The following is a 15,406-nucleotide window of genomic DNA, read 5'->3' as shown; positions in this document are numbered from 1 at the left end:
GAGAGCATCGATGAACGCTGGCCCATTTCCTTTTGAGGCGAACCCAAATCCCGTCGATCCCAGCGAACGCGCGACGCGGCTGGTCGACCCCGGTTTTGGACGGGTTTTCACGGACCATATGGTGACAATCCGTTATTCGGATGAGAAGGGCTGGCATGACGCAAAGGTCGGACCACGCGGTCCCCTTACGCTAGACCCTGCGACGGCCGTTTTGCATTATGCGCAAGAAATTTTTGAGGGGTTAAAGGCCTATCGTCTTGCCGACGGCGGGATGGCGTTGTTTCGTCCAGAACAAAATGCCCGCCGCTTTCAACGCTCGGCAAAGCGCTTGGCAATGCCCGAATTGCCCGAAGAGATGTTCCTGCAAGCGTGCAAGCAATTGGTCGAAGTTGATAAAGACTGGTTTCCACCTGTAGACGGCGGCTCCATTTATCTGCGCCCGTTCATGATCGCGAGCGAGGTGTTTCTGGGCGTAAAGCCATCTGCTGAGTATCTGTTCATGGTCATTGCCTCTGCGGCGGGCAATTATTTCAAAAGCGGCGCGCCAGCTATTTCGATCTGGGTGTCCGAACAATATACACGCGCGGCACCGGGCGGCACGGGCGCAGCGAAATGCGGCGGCAATTATGCCGCCAGCCTCATTGCACAATCCGAAGCCATTAAGCAGGGTTGCGACCAAGTCGTTTTTCTCGACGCAGCCGAACATCGCTGGGTCGAGGAACTGGGCGGCATGAACCTGTTTTTCTTGTTCGACGATGGGTCAATCATCACGCCGCCAGCCGACGGTACAATATTGGAAGGTATCACCCGCGATTCCGTGCTGACTCTGGCGCGCGCGCAAGGGTTGAACGTGCGTGAGGAACGCTACGCCATCGACCAATGGCGGGCCGATGCGGAATCGGGACGCTTGGTCGAAACCTTCGCCTGCGGAACGGCTGCGGTGATCACGCCAGTTGGGAAAGTGCGGTCTGCAAAGGGTGATTTTACCATCGGTGCGGGCGGTGCGGGTCAGATGACTCAGCAAATTCGGTCAAAACTTGTGGATATCCAGCGCGGAATTGTCACCGATGCCCATGGCTGGGTGCAGCGCATTGATTAAGCAGTTGCGGAATATGATTCCCGCGATATAAGCCGCCCGCATCGGCCAGATTACTGGCTTGCTGGGGCGTCGCCAAGCGGTAAGGCAGCGGCTTTTGATGCCGCCATTCGCAGGTTCGATCCCTGCCGCCCCAGCCATTTTACATATACTTTACTCCATACCGTTTTGTAACTGCATGTAAAAATAAGTAAAACTTTTACTATCATCTAGTAACTAAGTAATATATCGTAAGATACATCTCATTGCCGAATTATCGGCGGTTTGCTAAAGGGTGGACCTGTTATGAGAGTATTTATTGCCGATCATGGCCTGGATGTTGTCGATTATTTGAAACAGATAGTTGAAGACCTGGGGTATATTGCCGTGGGTTGCACCGACAGCAATGCCTTTACTGAAATATTGTCGCGGGAGGTTTTTGACCTCGTTATCTTAGATTGGAATATTCGCGCCGCCGACGACACGTCGCTGCTTGAATGGATGAATAAGACTTTGCGCACGCGGCCACCGTTTATCATGATGGCGAACCGGTCTGCTAAACGGGATATTACCGACGCCTTAAATGCGGGCGCTGATGATTATATCACGAAGCCAGAAAGCCGTAATGTTATTGCGGCGCGGATAAACGCTTTGCTGCGCGGCAATGCGATAGCGGGCGCATTTGATACAGAGGTCACATACGGCGCCTACAAAATGAACCGCCTTGAGCAGAGCGTTAGTATCCATGGAGAGACCGTAATATTGACCGCCAAGGAATTTGAGTTGGCAGAAATGTTCTTCAAGAACACAGACCGGACATTGTCGCGTAACTATATCATGCAAACCATTTGGCGTACAACGGCAACACTCGCGACACGCACATTAGATATGCATATTTCGAGGGTACGAGCAAAACTGGCATTGCGACCCGAAAACGGCTTCCGGATTTTCACGGTTTTCGGTTACGGTTACCGTCTTGAATCTGCTTAGTAAAATGTAACGGTTGCAAAAAGGCTGCATTAAGCGGGCTTTTTCGCGCGCTCCGCCATTTCTTGGTTCAGCATTTCGGCCAACAGAAACGCAAGCTCAAGCGACTGTGCCGCGTTCAAGCGTGGGTCGCAATGTGTGTGATATCGATCTGCTAGGCCTTCGTCAGTCACGGCAACTGCACCGCCGGTACATTCGGTGACATTCTGCCCCGTCATTTCGATATGGATGCCGCCGCCAAAGCTGCCCTCAGCACGGTGCACTGCGAAGAAGCCGCGCACTTCGGCCAAGATGCGCTCAAACGGGCGCGTTTTATATCCGCTCGCTGATTTGACGACGTTACCATGCATCGGGTCACAAGACCAGATGACGGGGTGCCCTTCACGTTGCACAGCGCGAACCAAATTCGGGAGCCCCGCTTCTACTTTGTCATAGCCGTAACGCGAGATCAAAGTGATCCGCCCGGCCTCCCGCGCGGGGTTCAGCGTATCAAGCATCCGCAACAATGCGTCGGGTTCAAGGCTGGGGCCACATTTCACGCCAATGGGGTTGCCGATACCGCGCAAAAATTCGACATGTGCCGACCCCTCGAAGCGGGTCCGATCCCCAATCCACAGGAAATGTGCAGACGTATCGTACCAGCCACCGGTCAGGCTGTCCTGACGAGTCATCGCTTGCTCATAAGGCAGTAATAATGCTTCGTGGCTGGTGTAGAAGCTTGTTCCCTTAATTTGCGGTACTGTGTCTGGCGTAATGCCGCACGCTTCCATAAAGGCCAACGCTTCGCTGATGCGATCTGCGGTTTCTTTGTATTTCTGTGCCCATGGCGAACGGCCCATATAATCATGCGTCCACGCATTGACCTGCTGCAGATTGGCATAACCGCCGCTGGAAAAGGCGCGCAACAGGTTCAATGTCGATGCCGCCTGACTATAGGCGCGGATCATACGCGCTGGGTCCGGCTCGCGTCCCTCGGCGACAAATTCAATGTCGTTGATGATGTCACCGAAATAGCTCGGTAGCTCAACGCCGTTTATGGTTTCGGTTGGTGTGGAGCGTGGCTTTGCAAATTGACCTGCCATGCGACCAAGTTTAACTACAGGCAACTTGCCCGCGAAGGTCAGCACGACCGCCATTTGCAAGATCACGCGGAAAGTATCACGTATATTGTTCGGGTGAAATTCGGCAAAACTTTCGGCGCAGTCGCCGCCTTGAAGCAGAAACGCCTTACCTTCCGCTACTTTTGCAAGATCGGCGGTAAGGTTGCGCGCTTCGCCTGCAAAAACCAGCGGTGGATAATTACGCAGCGTGTTCTCGGTCGCCGACAATGCGGCAGCATCCTTATACGCAGGCATGTGAATGCCCGTTGCGTCTCTCCAGCTTTCCGGCGTCCAACTCGTCGCCATGGGTCATACTCCAACAATAATCGGATAAATTTTGCGCTCTTTAGGCGTAACATGTTATCGGTAGCAAGCGTTACCGCTGAATTTCCGTTGGTTTCGTAAAATGCAACACAGCCAGCGTCATTTGCCACATTGGCACCCAAATTGCCTGTTGGCAAATCACTGGAAAGACGTCTATGTGGCCGCTGAATCGCCCCTGTCGCGCGTCAGATTTCTGGACGCGGTTGGAGCGATAAGATTTCGACGGTATTGCGCGGTTCAGTTCCGCGACGCAAAAAGGGCAGGTTATGTCGACAGTCAAAAAAACAAAAGGCACCGGAAAAAAACCGGTAAAAGCGCCAAAGGCTGCCGTTGCAGCCACTTTAAAAGCGGATAAAGCAACATCGGACGCTAATCCTGCGGAAAATCTGCACGTTGATAACAACGGTCAAATACCAGGCGTCCGTCGCCGCGACTTTATCCACATCGCAACCGTCAGCTTCGCTGGCGTAGGCGCGGCCGCCGTTGCAATGCCTTTGGTATCACAGATGAGCGCTAGCGCCGACGTTCTGGCCTTGGCTTCTATCGAAGTCGACGTAGCCGCCATTCAGCCCGGACAGTCGATCAAGACCAGCTGGCGCAAGCAGCCCGTCTTCATCCGCAATTTAACACCTGCCGAAATCGAAGAGGCCAATAAGGTCGATGTCGGCGCATTGCGCGATCCGGAAACGCTTGCCGAACGGACGAAACCCGGCAAAGAAAATTGGCTCATAACCCTTGGCGTCTGCACCCATTTGGGCTGCGTGCCTTTGGGTGCCGCAGCTGGCGAAGTTAAGGGTGAGTATGGCGGCTATTTCTGCCCTTGCCATGGATCGCATTATGACACCGCCGCACGTATCCGGAAGGGCCCAGCCCCGACGAACCTCGTTGTTCCGGAATTCGCATTCATTTCTGACACAGTCGTAAAAATCGGTTGAGGAGCTAGAACGTAATGAGCTTCCCTTGGGCACAAGAGTATAAGCCGCAAGGCACAGTAAGTAAGTGGGTCGATGAACGCCTGCCCTTGCCGCGCTTGGTCTATAACGCCGTTGGCGCCGGATATCCGGTTCCGCGCAACCTCAATTATTTCTGGAACTTCGGCGTCCTTGCGGGCGTCGCTTTGGTAATCCAGATTGTAACCGGCATTATTCTTGCCATGCATTATTATGCAAGCGTGGACGGTGCGTTCAACAGCGTTGAGCATATCATGCGCGACGTGAACTCCGGCTGGTTTATCCGCTATGCACACATGAACGGCGCGAGCTTCTTCTTCATCGTTGTCTATATCCACATTTTCCGCGGACTTTTCTACGGTTCGTATAAAGCGCCACGGGAAATGATTTGGCTGTTGGGTGTTACCATCTTCCTGTTGATGATGGCGACCGCCTTCATGGGTTATGTTCTGCCATGGGGCCAAATGAGCTTCTGGGGGGCGCAGGTTATCACTGGCTTCTTCTCCGCCATTCCGTTGGTAGGGGAGCCATTGCGTCAGTGGCTCCTAGGCGGCTTTGCGCCAGACCAAGCTGCGCTGAACCGCTTCTTTTCGCTGCACTATTTGATGCCTTTCGTGATTGCAGGCGTCATCATCCTGCACGTTTGGGCATTGCATATTCCAGGCTCATCGAACCCAACAGGCGTAAGCGTAAAGGGTGAACAAGACACCGTTCCGTTCCATCCTTATTACACTGCAAAGGACGGCTTCGGTCTTGGGATCTTCTTGATCTTCTTCGTCGCCGTAACCTTCTTTGCGCCGAATATGTTGGGTCATCCTGACAATTATATTCCGGCTAACCCGCTATCGACGCCAGCGCACATTGTGCCTGAATGGTATTTCTTGCCATTCTATGCAATTTTGAAGGCGTTTACCGTCGACTTTGGCATTCCATTCACGGGGATTATCATCATCGAAGCCAAGTTAATGGGCGTGCTTGCGATGTTCGGTTCGATCCTGCTGTTGTTCTTCTTGCCTTGGCTGGACACATCACCCGTGCGTTCAGGGCATTACCGCCCGCTGTTCCGCAAGTTTTTCTGGTTTGGCCTAATCCCGTGCATCGTTTTATTGACCTATTGCGGCGGGAAACCGCCTTATGCCCAGTGGGTTATTCTCAGCCAGATTGCGGCGGCATATTATTTCGCCCATTTCTTGATCATCTTGCCAATCGTTTCGCGCATTGAAAGGCCGCTTCCGCTGCCAAATTCAATCACCGAATCTGTCACCGGCAAACCGCTTGAAACAGCGGCTGCGTAAAACAGGGAAAGCAGTATCATGGTTCGTTTAGTTGCTTTTTTAGTAGGCCTGTTTTTCAGCGGCATGCTTTTGCTCGGCCTTGGGGACACCGTTATCAAGGCTATTCAGGAACCTGAGCAGCCCACGGCTGAGCATGAGTTTCACGAAACGCCACTTGCCGTCAGCTTTGCGCATGATGGTCCGTTCGGCAAGTTTGACCGTGGCCAGTTACAGCGCGGATTGAAGGTATATTCCGAAGTATGCGCGGCGTGCCACAGCCTCAATCTTGTTGCCTTTCGTGATTTCGGGGCATTGGGATACAATGAAGAACAAGTGAAGGCCCTGGCCAAGGCTTGGAAGACCGAAGTTCCGAGCATTAACCCTGAAACGGGAGAAGCGGCCACACGGCCTGCCATTCCTGCCGACAAGATTCCTTCGCCATTTGCGAATGAAGTTGCGGCACGTGCGGCCAACAATAATGCGCTTCCACCTGACCTTTCGCTGATCACTAAGGCGCGCGCCGATGGCACGGCCTATGTATATTCCTTGTTGATGGGCTACCGCAATCAAGCGGGTTACAAGAACGCGGAAGGCAAAGAGTTGCTGAAGGAATTCCCTGAAGCTGCGACGTCCCCCGGTTTGCACTTCAACCCATGGTTTGCAAACCTGAACATCGCGATGGCCAACCCGATTGCGGGTGATGATCAGGTAACCTATGATGATGGTACAAAGGCCACCAAAGAGCAGATGGCGAAAGACGTGTCTGCATTCTTGGCATGGACCGCAGAGCCAAAGATGGAAAACCGTAAAAGTGCAGGTTGGGCAGCTTTGGGCTTCCTAATCATCTTCACCGTGCTTGCGTGGATGTCCTACAGGACCATTTGGGCAGACAAGAAACACTGATAGTGTGACACCGATTTTAGAAGGGGCCGCTTTTGCGGCCCTTTCTTTTGCAATCAGGGCGTTGACGCTTTGGCCGGATAATGGCAATAGCGGCGCTCAAAGCGGCCATTGGGTCCGTCGCGGGTATAGCATAGTGGTAATGCACTAGCCTTCCAAGCTAGCTAGAGGGGTTCGATTCCCCTTACCCGCTCCAACATTCTTTCCTCATAAGCCCATCATGCACCTCATATGGTTGCCTGCGCTATATGTTGCGCGCTAACCAGACCGTGTAAATTTTAGCAGGGAGTTCGTTATGCGCATTGCGCTGTATCAGCCGGACATGGCGGGGAATGTCGGCGCGGTTTTACGCACGTCGGCTTGCTTTGGCGTCATCTGCGATATCATCGAGCCTTGCGGCTTTGCTTTCTCGGAACGCGCGCTAAAGCGTTCAGGCATGGATTATATGGACCATGTCCAGATCCAACGTCATGTCGACTGGTCGGCCTTTCTCGAAACCTTAGACGGCGCGCGGATTGTCTTAATGTCTAGCAAGGCGTCTACCCCGCTTCCACAGTTCGCATTTCGACCTGATGACATCATTCTCATGGGATCCGAAAGCAAAGGGGCGCCACCTGAAGTGCATGCACGCGCCGACGCGCGCGTCTGTATTCCTATGGCAACAGGATTTCGATCCTTGAACATTTCGGTATCGGCTGGCATCGCTTTGGCAGAAGGTCTTAGACAGACCCATTCATTCCCAAGAGGCGAGAAATGACCCTGATATTAGATCAACGCCAACAGGCCGCACGGACATGGTTCGAATTGCTCCGCGACAGCATTTGCGCTTCCTTCGAAGCGATCGAGCGCGAAGCTGGGTCCGATGCGTCGTTCGAATATACCCCATGGGATCGCAACGACCATGATGGCTCCCCCGGTGGTGGCGGTGTCCGCGGCGTGATGAAGGGCAAGGTTTTCGAGAAAGTCGGCGTAAATGTGTCGACCGTCGGTGGCAGCTTCAACCCCGAATTTGCCAAAACCATTCATGGTGCAGCCGAAGACCCCAATTTCTTCGCCACGGGCATCAGTCTCGTCGCGCATATGGCGAATCCACATGTGCCTGCAGTACATATGAACACGCGTTACCTCGTCACCACAAAAAGCTGGTTTGGCGGCGGTGCGGATCTCAATCCACCAATCCCCTATGTAGAAGACACCGAGGAATTCCACGCACGTTTTCGTGCTACCTGCACGCCTTATGGCCCCGATGTGTATGAACGTTATCGCAAATGGGCGGAGGATTATTTCTGGATTCCGCATCGCAACGTCCATCGCGGCGTTGGCGGAATATTCTACGATCATCTCGAAAACACCAGCGACGCTTTGTTTGAACAGAATTTCGCGTTCACCCGCGATGTCGGCAACTCTTTCCTCGACATCTTTCCAAAACTCGTCCGCCGCCGCATGAACCAACCCTTCAGTGCCGAAGAAAAGCAGGCGCAATTGCGCTGGCGTGGTCTCTATGCCGAGTTTAACTTGGTATATGATCGCGGCACGACCTTTGGATTGAAGACCGGCGGAAATGTCGATGCGATATTGATGAGCCTGCCGCCCGAAGTGGTATGGGCCTAACCCCAGATGGTGTTTAGCCCCATTACCCATGGCGAACTTGCTGCAATTGTCACATCGTTGGAAATGACGCGCCGCCCGCCCTTGCGGCCGCTACCAGCGTCAGAACTGCGGTTGGAAAGTTGGCAAGCGCCAACGGCAGATACATACCGCACGCTATATCGCCGCATTGGCGAACCATGGCTTTGGTTCTCCCGACTGGCGCTTAATGACACCGACCTGTTGCTCATCATCCACGACTCGGCCGTGCGTATCTGGGCCGTTCTGGACCGGCGCGGAATTGAGGTCGGAATATTGGAGCTTGATTTCCGGCAGGCCGGACAATGCGAGATTGCCTTTTTCGGCCTTGTGCCAGAGCTGACAGGCAAGGGTCATGGCAAATGGCTAATGGCGATGGCGCTACAGATGGGCTGGGCGGTGGCCAGCGTTCAGCGGATGTGGGTGCACACATGTACGCTTGACGGTCCCCATGCGCTGTCCTTTTACCAGAGGTCCGGTTTCACCGCCTATCAACGGCAGTTGGAAACCTTCCCCGATCCGCGCCTTAATGGTCTCATCCCGCGCGATGCTGCGCCACATATCCCGATTATTGCTTAGGGTCAGGACCTAGCTGTCTGCGCTGAAAGCTGTCGGTTGACGGCAACCAGCATCACTATGAAAGCCACGGCCTCCAAAGTGACAAACAGCGCCTTTACGGCGGACTCGACAATCGGGACACCGCCTTCGCCAGCGATGGACTGGCAAATAGCGACGATCGCGGCATCGGCCACACCTGAGAAAATGCGCAATATAACGGCGACGAAGAGCATCAAAAATAGGATCGCCCAACCGCAGTTACTGGTTACGCGCCACGTCCGGATGACGGAACTGTTGACCCCGCCCTTAACATCCTGCGCGATGACGGCGGGCAATATTGCAAAGCGGCCAGAAAGATACAGGCCGGGTATGATCAACATAAAAAATCCTGCCAAAGTGGCCCAGCCAACCAGCAAGCTTGCCAGCAAATACGGGAAGAATAATGCCGCTGCGATTCGAAGAGCATGTCCCACTTTTTCCAAGCGACGGCCCGACATCAGCACATACAGAGACAGGCTGCCATATGTGGTTACCAACATCGTCGGCACAAGAACGCGCCAGTTGGCTTCGAAATAGCGGCTGATTTCCAATATGGTCTGATTTCTATCGTCCAGATTTTCAACAATGAGCGGCGGCACGAGAAACGCCGAAATCCATGCCGACATGAAAATGAAGAAGCCTGCAATTGCGGCAATGGCCTCTTTATGCGCTGCAAGCAAAGCTCGCGCGTCAGTCCACACAGCGCGATAATCAAGCTTCTTTGGCATAAAATCTCCTCAGCTATGCGCGGCGTAGAGGCAGACATATGCGGTGGCAAGCCGCTTGCTCCATGCTAAAGGACGCATCATGATTGAGGATCACAATATAGACTGGGACATAACAACGGGCCTGACACCCTATCCCGATGCACTAAAGCGTATGGAAGCGTTACAGGCGGCTATACGTGATAACAACGCCAGAGAGCTGATCTGGCTGCTGGAACACCCGCCCTTATACACCAGCGGTACCAGTGCGGACCCCGCAGAGCTGTTGAGCCAGCAATTTCCAATCTATGACACGGGGCGCGGCGGGCGATACACCTACCATGGTCCGGGCCAGCGCGTTGGCTATGTCCTATTGGACCTTGCCCGCCACGGGAAGGATGTCCGCTGCTACGTCCATGCACTTGAAGGCTGGGTGATAAAAGCGCTTGGCCATTTTGGTATCAAAGCTCGCCGCGCCGAAGGGCGCATCGGCATTTGGTGTGACACGCCCGATGGCCAAGAGGCGAAAATTGGCGCGATTGGCGTGCGCATTCGCAAATGGGTCACGATGCATGGCTTTGCCGTCAATATTTCCCCTGATCTAAGCCATTTTGCCGGCATCGTGCCCTGCGGAATAGCGGAGTTTCCGGTGACCAGCCTCGCCGCGTTAGGCATTGATGCCACCTTATCTGATTTTGACGCCGCATTGCTGTCCACTTTCCCCGATTTTCTCAATAGTCTTGCGAAAACGGGTGAAAATTGTACGGATGCGCCGAGTTAGACCAACGAGGATGTTATGCGCTTTTGCAACTTCACGCCTGCCTTTGCCATGATGCTGCTGCTGTCCGCATGCGGCAGTTCGCAGGAAGATAGTCAGGCCACCGAAACGCGCATGGATAATCTCGACAGTCTAGAGGGCACGATCAGCGACGACATGATCAACACGGACGAAGTCGTTGACGACGCAACAGGTCAGTCTGGCGCTAATATTTCGGCACCCACCGCCAGCCGAGAAGCTGCCCCAGCCAAACCCGATGCCCCAGATAAGGCAAAAATCGAAGCATCCGGCGAGTCCCAGTGAGATTAAGCAACACACTGAAGCTGCCTTGCGGGGCAGTGCTAAACAACCGCATCGCAAAGGCCGCGATGACCGAGGGACTTGCGGACCCATTGGGTCGTCCGACACCTGAATTGCAGCGCCTATATGGCATTTGGTCGGATGGCGGTGCTGGCCTGCATATTTCGGGCAATATCCACATTGATGCGGACCATCTCGAGCGCCCAGGCAACGTCTTTTTTGAAGGACATCCAGACACCGAGATGATGACAGCCCTCCAATTCTGGACAAAGGCAGCGACCCGCAACGGCAATCATTTCTGGGCACAAATCAGCCATGCCGGACGGCAGACGATGCGCGCGGTTAACCCGCGTCCCAAGGCACCGTCTGCGGTCAAGCTAGGGTTGCCCGGTGGACAATTTGGTACGCCTGTCGCCTTAACGGAGGACGAAATTCTGAACCTCATTGGCCGCTTTGGACAGGCCGCATTACATTGCAAAAATGGCGGATTTACAGGCGTTCAAATTCATGCGGCACATGGCTATCTGATATCGCAATTCTTAAGCCCACGGTCGAACCAACGCACCGACCGCTGGGGCGGCAGCCTTGTGAATCGTGCTCGTTTCCTGATGTTCACGATAAACACTGTGCGCACTTTGGTGGGCCCAGAATTCCCCATTTCTGTCAAATTGAACAGCGCAGATTTCCAGCGCGGCGGCTTTGCCTTTGAGGACAGCCTTCAAGTAGCCCGATGGTTGCAGGACGCGGGTGTGGATCTGATCGAGATTTCTGGTGGCACCTATGAGCAACCCAAGCTGCTTGGCATTCAAGGCTTGGAGGAGGAAGAGGCCCAGAATGTGGCCGACACCACGCTCTCCCGCGAAGCTTATTTCGTAGATTTCGCTCAAGCGATGAAGGCCGAGTTAAAAATACCCTTGATGGTGACAGGCGGCTTCCGGAGCGCATCGGCAATGGAACAAGCGTTGCGCAACGGCGGCGCCGACGTCATCGGCCTTGCCCGGCCATTATGCGTAATGCCTGAAGCGCCAAAGAGGCTGCTCGGTGGTATGGCGATGTTACCCAAGGTCGAAAACCAATTGAAGCTGCTGCCTGAATGGCTTTCAAGCTTACGCAAGATCAAGATGGTGCGCAGCATGGAGGGATTTGCCACGCAATATTGGTTTTATAGCCAGATCTACGCCCTCGGCCGCACCGGCCGCATAGCACCCGACATGACGGTTTTTGCCGCATTGCGTGAAGTGGAAGCGTATCAGAAAGACTGGTTAAAGGCGTCCCGCACCGCGAGGTCTTAGGGTCAGGACCTAGTCGCCCTCGCCCGGGTCAGGGCTGAAATATTTGTCAAACTTATCTTCGACGCCCTTAAACTCATCTGCATCTGCTGGTGGTTCACGGCTTGATGTAATGTTTGGCCATTCCGCGCTATAGGTTGCATTCAGTTCAAGCCATTGCTCGAGACCGCTTTCGGTGTCAGGCAAAATCGCTTCTGCAGGGCATTCAGGCTCGCAAACGCCGCAATCGATACATTCATTGGGGCTGATAACGAGCATGTTGTCGCCTTCGTAAAAGCAATCCACCGGACACACTTCAACACAGTCCATATATTTGCAGCGGATGCAGGCATCGGTAACGACATAAGTCACTTGCAGAAATCTCCCAAACGTAGCGGCGGAGTAGCCGCTTCCCTTTGCTGCCTATTGCGAGGCGCGGGGAGAAGTCAACGGCGGAATGCAACTGCCTGCCAATTTTTAATCTATACGCTGATAGCAAAGCAATGCCTCACTGGCGGGACCGCGCCGTAATGGCGTCGACATTAGTTTGAACGTTATCACCGCTTGGCCAATCGGCAATGTGATGACATCGCCGATGGCGATGGGCAGGCTGCCTTTTTCCACGCGGCGGCCATTGACTCGGATATGCCCGGTCTCCGCCCAGTTTTGGGCAAGAGTGCGGCTCTTGGCAAATCTTAGAAAGAACAGAAGCTTGTCGATCCGCAACTGCGCCTCGAGCGTTTAGAGCTTAAGCCCCTTAAGCGCCGCCAATTGCAACGCCAAGGATGATGGTTGTGTGCTTTGCTTTGCGGCAATCGGTGCGCGCTCGGGTTTGGCTTGTGGCTTACCCGTTGCGCGGGATGCTTGGTGTTGCAGTTTGGCGCGCGGCTGACGCTGCTCGGGAGGGCGGGGCTTTGGCAAGCCAATCCAGCGCCAATGTGTGAGGGTGATGGCTTGTGGCTCAGATACGGGTGGCGCGGCGGCCTCTTGGACGCTCACTTCGGGTTCGGCAGTTGCCATCACTTCTGCGACCTCGGCTTCGGGTGCTGGATCGGATCCTGCCGCGACAACATCAACTGTCTCAGCAACGTTTTCAGCAACAACCTCCGCCTGCGGCTCGGGTGGCTGTTCCGCAGAACGGAAGCCTGCGTCGCGCATCAGCGCCCTCAACCCGTTTTCGCTGATACCCAGAGACGTGGCGAACGCCATGTCCATACCAAACAGATTCCCCTGCCCACGCGCTTCATGTGCTTTTTTGATGACGCGTTCGGCCAAGTCAATGCGGACATATTCGTCGCCAATCCGGCGATAGCCTGCGTTGCGTGCTTCGGAGGCATTGGCAAAATTCCATACCTTCAAATGCACCGCGCTTTCGGGCGGAAGTTCCGGCATCGCGCGGTTGTCGCGGGCCGCAAATAATGCCGCACGCCATTTGGCCGCCGCTGGCTTCAGCGCAGCATGGTGATAGATATCAAGTGCGCCAAAAACGATACCGCCCTTGCGCGCCGCGCCGCGTGCTTCCTTGGGCAATGCCGCAATCGCGTCGGCCAGATAATGCCGGCCGGCAATGCCGCCTTCGTCTGCCAAACGCACCGCAAGCGCGCGGACATTGCCATCGACGTCGGCTTGCTGCGCAAGTTCCAATAGCCCGATTATGCCGCCCATGGCTTTGACCAATTGCGCTGCAATCCAGCTTTCGGCGCGGGTCGTAATTTCGCGCAACGCGTCGCCTTCAAGCCCAGCAACCGCCTTTACGGGCGAAAATGCAGGTTGCAGAAGTGTTTTCCCCTTGGTCAGCGCACCCAGTATTTCGCCCTGCCAGAAAATGGCGGGCTTGCCCTCTCCATCGGCTGCGAGCGAGAATTCGCTGTCCTCTGCCATGCTTACGTCCTTTGCCTTTTGTCTCAAATATGCTGCCAAATGCCGTTCGGCGGCAGCCAATAAAAGCTTACGGTCACTTGCTTTGGCCGCTGGGTCAACCCGAAACGCGAAGCCCTGTAAAGTGCCAATGTCTTCTCCATCGACCAGAACATGTGTGTCGGCTTGAATCTCCACCGGTAACAACCCCACGTCCGTCGCGTTTTTCCGCAATAGCATCGAGGTGCGTTTATCGACAAATCGCTGACGCAATGCATCGTGCAAGGCGTCCGATAATTTTTCCTCCAGCGCGCGTGCACGTTCCGCCATCGCAGGGGGGTTTGTCAGCCAGTCGCTCCGATGGGCAATATAGGTCCATGTCCGCACTGCCGCGATTCGCGCCGAGAGCGTATCAACATCGCCTTGGATGTTATCCAGCCGTGCAAGTTCACTGGCATAGACGCCTTGCGGAATGACGCGGTCATTTTGGCCGAGATATTGCCACAGCGAGGCAACGAAGCGGCTGTGATGTTCCTCCCCCATTTGGCGGAAGTCGGGCAAGCACGCGACCTCCCACAGCCGCGCTACGTCCACCTGATGGCGGATCAGCGCGTTCACATCGGGCATTTCGGCCAAACGCTTCAGCACGAGCAGGTCGATGACCTTTGGCGCTGGCAACAGCCCCGGGCGATGCGGCTTCTTCTCCAAATCCGAAATCAAAGTCGCGATGTCATTAAATCGTGGCTTGGCTTCACGCCAATATAACCAGTCCAGGCGCGGGAAGTTGTGCGCTTCAATTGCCAACACTTCTTCCGGCGTGAATTCGCTGCCCTCGCCTGCCAACGTCCCGAAACTACCATCGCGCTGATGCCGACCAGCCCGGCCCGCAATTTGGGCCATTTCAGCAACAGTCAAGCGCCGGCGGCGGGAGCCGTCGAATTTGGACAGGCTGACAAATGCGACGTGCGCGACATCAAGGTTCAACCCCATGCCAATGGCGTCAGTCGCGACAAGATAATCCACCTCGCCCGACTGGAACATCGCGACTTGCGCATTACGCGTCCGTGGGGACAATGCCCCCATCACAACCGCAGCGCCACCGCGCATACGGCGCAAAGTCTCCGCCACGGCATATACTTGCTCGATTGAAAAGGCGACGATCGCTGACCGCTTGGGTAAGCGCGACAATTTTTTCGCACCGGCATAGCTCAATGTCGAAAATCGCGGACGGGAGATGATTTCAGCATCGGGCAGCAACGCGCGGATAATCGGGCGGAGGCTTTCCGAGCCCAAGATCATCGTTTCCTCACGCCCACGCGCGCGCAATATTCGGTCAGTAAAAATATGCCCGCGTTCGGGATCTGCCCCCAATTGCGCTTCGTCTATGGCGACGAAAGCAAAGTCCTTCTGAATGGGCATGCTTTCAACGGTGCAGCAATACCAGCGGGCTTGCGGCGGTTCGATCCGCTCCTCACCTGTAATTAAAGCAACATTCTGCACACCCTTTAGGGCGACAACACGGTCGTAAATTTCCCGCGCAAGCAAACGTAGCGGAAACCCAATCATCCCGCTGGAGTGCGCGCACATCCGTTCGACAGCAAGATGCGTCTTGCCAGTGTTGGTTGGGCCTAAAATGGCCGTGAGGGCGGAACGGACTGGGGGCAAA

At 54.8% G+C, this 15,406-nt stretch carries 16 protein-coding genes and 2 tRNA genes; 13 read left to right on the top strand and 5 right to left on the bottom strand.

Features of this window, described 5'->3' with window-relative positions; genetic code table 11:
• Positions 1 to 10: 10 nt before the first annotated feature.
• From Q0O33_RS05375 to Q0O33_RS05365, 3 genes are all read left to right on the top strand, one after another.
• On the top strand, positions 11 to 1,099 hold the full coding sequence (locus Q0O33_RS05375) for a branched-chain amino acid aminotransferase (protein ID WP_295497065.1): 1,089 nt from the start codon (positions 11 to 13) through the stop codon (positions 1,097 to 1,099).
• Positions 1,100 to 1,161: 62 nt separating this feature from the next.
• Positions 1,162 to 1,236, top strand: a tRNA-Gln gene (locus tag Q0O33_RS05370).
• A gap of 145 nt (positions 1,237 to 1,381) precedes the next feature.
• Positions 1,382 to 2,065, top strand: coding sequence for a response regulator transcription factor (locus Q0O33_RS05365; RefSeq protein WP_295497062.1), 684 nt, complete (start codon positions 1,382 to 1,384; stop codon positions 2,063 to 2,065).
• 29 nt (positions 2,066 to 2,094) lie between these two features.
• Here Q0O33_RS05365 and Q0O33_RS05360 read toward each other — a convergent pair whose 3' ends face one another.
• Positions 2,095 to 3,468 carry a class II 3-deoxy-7-phosphoheptulonate synthase gene (locus Q0O33_RS05360; RefSeq protein WP_295497059.1) on the bottom strand — a complete coding sequence of 458 codons (1,374 nt, stop codon included), beginning with the start codon at positions 3,466 to 3,468 and terminating at the stop codon, positions 2,095 to 2,097.
• Positions 3,469 to 3,872: 404 nt separating this feature from the next.
• Here Q0O33_RS05360 and petA point away from each other — a divergent pair, with 404 nt between their 5' ends.
• From petA to Q0O33_RS05325, 7 genes are all read left to right on the top strand, one after another.
• A complete protein-coding gene (gene petA, locus Q0O33_RS05355) occupies positions 3,873 to 4,421 on the top strand; it encodes a ubiquinol-cytochrome c reductase iron-sulfur subunit (RefSeq protein ID WP_366048311.1) in 549 nt (182 codons plus the stop codon).
• Between the two features lie 14 nt (positions 4,422 to 4,435).
• The gene (locus Q0O33_RS05350; RefSeq protein WP_295497054.1) at positions 4,436 to 5,731 is read left to right on the top strand and encodes a cytochrome b/b6; all 1,296 of its coding nucleotides are present in this window, start codon (positions 4,436 to 4,438) and stop codon (positions 5,729 to 5,731) included.
• Positions 5,732 to 5,749: 18 nt separating this feature from the next.
• A complete protein-coding gene (locus Q0O33_RS05345; protein ID WP_295497052.1) occupies positions 5,750 to 6,613 on the top strand; it encodes a cytochrome c1 in 864 nt (287 codons plus the stop codon).
• Positions 6,614 to 6,732: 119 nt separating this feature from the next.
• Positions 6,733 to 6,806 (top strand) — tRNA-Gly (locus Q0O33_RS05340).
• Between the two features lie 99 nt (positions 6,807 to 6,905).
• Complete coding sequence (locus Q0O33_RS05335; protein WP_295497048.1) at positions 6,906 to 7,367, top strand: tRNA (cytidine(34)-2'-O)-methyltransferase; 462 nt, start codon at positions 6,906 to 6,908, stop codon at positions 7,365 to 7,367.
• On the top strand, positions 7,364 to 8,221 hold the full coding sequence (hemF, locus tag Q0O33_RS05330; RefSeq protein ID WP_295497046.1) for an oxygen-dependent coproporphyrinogen oxidase: 858 nt from the start codon (positions 7,364 to 7,366) through the stop codon (positions 8,219 to 8,221). The genes Q0O33_RS05335 and hemF overlap by 4 nt, the downstream gene beginning before the upstream one ends.
• Positions 8,222 to 8,227: 6 nt before the next feature.
• A complete protein-coding gene (locus tag Q0O33_RS05325; protein WP_295497043.1) occupies positions 8,228 to 8,815 on the top strand; it encodes a GNAT family N-acetyltransferase in 588 nt (195 codons plus the stop codon).
• A gap of 2 nt (positions 8,816 to 8,817) precedes the next feature.
• Here the strand turns inward: Q0O33_RS05325 and Q0O33_RS05320 are convergent, their stop codons facing one another.
• Positions 8,818 to 9,561, bottom strand: coding sequence for a hypothetical protein (locus Q0O33_RS05320; protein WP_295497040.1), 744 nt, complete (start codon positions 9,559 to 9,561; stop codon positions 8,818 to 8,820).
• A gap of 79 nt (positions 9,562 to 9,640) precedes the next feature.
• Between Q0O33_RS05320 and lipB the strand changes: the two genes are divergently transcribed.
• Genes lipB through Q0O33_RS05305 form a run of 3 tightly spaced genes read left to right on the top strand, consistent with a single transcriptional unit; the run spans position 9,641 to position 11,907 of the window.
• The gene (lipB, locus tag Q0O33_RS05315) at positions 9,641 to 10,318 is read left to right on the top strand and encodes a lipoyl(octanoyl) transferase LipB (protein ID WP_295497038.1); all 678 of its coding nucleotides are present in this window, start codon (positions 9,641 to 9,643) and stop codon (positions 10,316 to 10,318) included.
• A 15-nt stretch (positions 10,319 to 10,333) separates the two neighbouring features.
• The gene (locus Q0O33_RS05310; RefSeq protein WP_295497035.1) at positions 10,334 to 10,618 is read left to right on the top strand and encodes a hypothetical protein; all 285 of its coding nucleotides are present in this window, start codon (positions 10,334 to 10,336) and stop codon (positions 10,616 to 10,618) included.
• A complete protein-coding gene (locus Q0O33_RS05305; RefSeq protein WP_295497033.1) occupies positions 10,615 to 11,907 on the top strand; it encodes an NADH:flavin oxidoreductase/NADH oxidase family protein in 1,293 nt (430 codons plus the stop codon). The genes Q0O33_RS05310 and Q0O33_RS05305 overlap by 4 nt, the downstream gene beginning before the upstream one ends.
• A gap of 9 nt (positions 11,908 to 11,916) precedes the next feature.
• Here Q0O33_RS05305 and fdxA read toward each other — a convergent pair whose 3' ends face one another.
• From fdxA to Q0O33_RS05290, 3 genes are all read right to left on the bottom strand, one after another.
• Positions 11,917 to 12,255 carry a ferredoxin FdxA gene (gene fdxA, locus Q0O33_RS05300; protein ID WP_295497030.1) on the bottom strand — a complete coding sequence of 113 codons (339 nt, stop codon included), beginning with the start codon at positions 12,253 to 12,255 and terminating at the stop codon, positions 11,917 to 11,919.
• A 105-nt stretch (positions 12,256 to 12,360) separates the two neighbouring features.
• Positions 12,361 to 12,609 carry a S4 domain-containing protein gene (locus Q0O33_RS05295; protein WP_295497028.1) on the bottom strand — a complete coding sequence of 83 codons (249 nt, stop codon included), beginning with the start codon at positions 12,607 to 12,609 and terminating at the stop codon, positions 12,361 to 12,363.
• Positions 12,610 to 12,624: 15 nt separating this feature from the next.
• Positions 12,625 to 15,405 carry a helicase-related protein gene (locus Q0O33_RS05290; RefSeq protein WP_295497025.1) on the bottom strand — a complete coding sequence of 927 codons (2,781 nt, stop codon included), beginning with the start codon at positions 15,403 to 15,405 and terminating at the stop codon, positions 12,625 to 12,627.
• Between the last annotated feature and the right edge of the window lies 1 nt (position 15,406).

The organism is Sphingorhabdus sp. EL138 (genome assembly GCF_945862485.1).
Classification (GTDB): domain Bacteria; phylum Pseudomonadota; class Alphaproteobacteria; order Sphingomonadales; family Sphingomonadaceae; genus Sphingorhabdus_B.
This window is presented reverse-complemented; position numbering and strand designations above follow the sequence as displayed.

What these genes read in the sequence shown, in the direction of transcription:
- hemF (WP_295497046.1), top strand. Translation starts at nt 7,364, where the DNA reads ATGACCCTGATATTAGATCAACGCCAACAGGCCGCACGGACATGGTTC.
- Q0O33_RS05360 (WP_295497059.1), bottom strand. Translation starts at nt 3,468, where the DNA reads ATGGCGACGAGTTGGACGCCGGAAAGCTGGAGAGACGCAACGGGCATT.
- Q0O33_RS05365 (WP_295497062.1), top strand. Translation starts at nt 1,382, where the DNA reads ATGAGAGTATTTATTGCCGATCATGGCCTGGATGTTGTCGATTATTTG.
- Q0O33_RS05350 (WP_295497054.1), top strand. Translation starts at nt 4,436, where the DNA reads ATGAGCTTCCCTTGGGCACAAGAGTATAAGCCGCAAGGCACAGTAAGT.
- Q0O33_RS05310 (WP_295497035.1), top strand. Translation starts at nt 10,334, where the DNA reads ATGCGCTTTTGCAACTTCACGCCTGCCTTTGCCATGATGCTGCTGCTG.
- Q0O33_RS05345 (WP_295497052.1), top strand. Translation starts at nt 5,750, where the DNA reads ATGGTTCGTTTAGTTGCTTTTTTAGTAGGCCTGTTTTTCAGCGGCATG.
- Q0O33_RS05335 (WP_295497048.1), top strand. Translation starts at nt 6,906, where the DNA reads ATGCGCATTGCGCTGTATCAGCCGGACATGGCGGGGAATGTCGGCGCG.
- Q0O33_RS05375 (WP_295497065.1), top strand. Translation starts at nt 11, where the DNA reads ATGAACGCTGGCCCATTTCCTTTTGAGGCGAACCCAAATCCCGTCGAT.
- Q0O33_RS05325 (WP_295497043.1), top strand. Translation starts at nt 8,228, where the DNA reads ATGGTGTTTAGCCCCATTACCCATGGCGAACTTGCTGCAATTGTCACA.
- lipB (WP_295497038.1), top strand. Translation starts at nt 9,641, where the DNA reads ATGATTGAGGATCACAATATAGACTGGGACATAACAACGGGCCTGACA.
- Q0O33_RS05320 (WP_295497040.1), bottom strand. Translation starts at nt 9,561, where the DNA reads ATGCCAAAGAAGCTTGATTATCGCGCTGTGTGGACTGACGCGCGAGCT.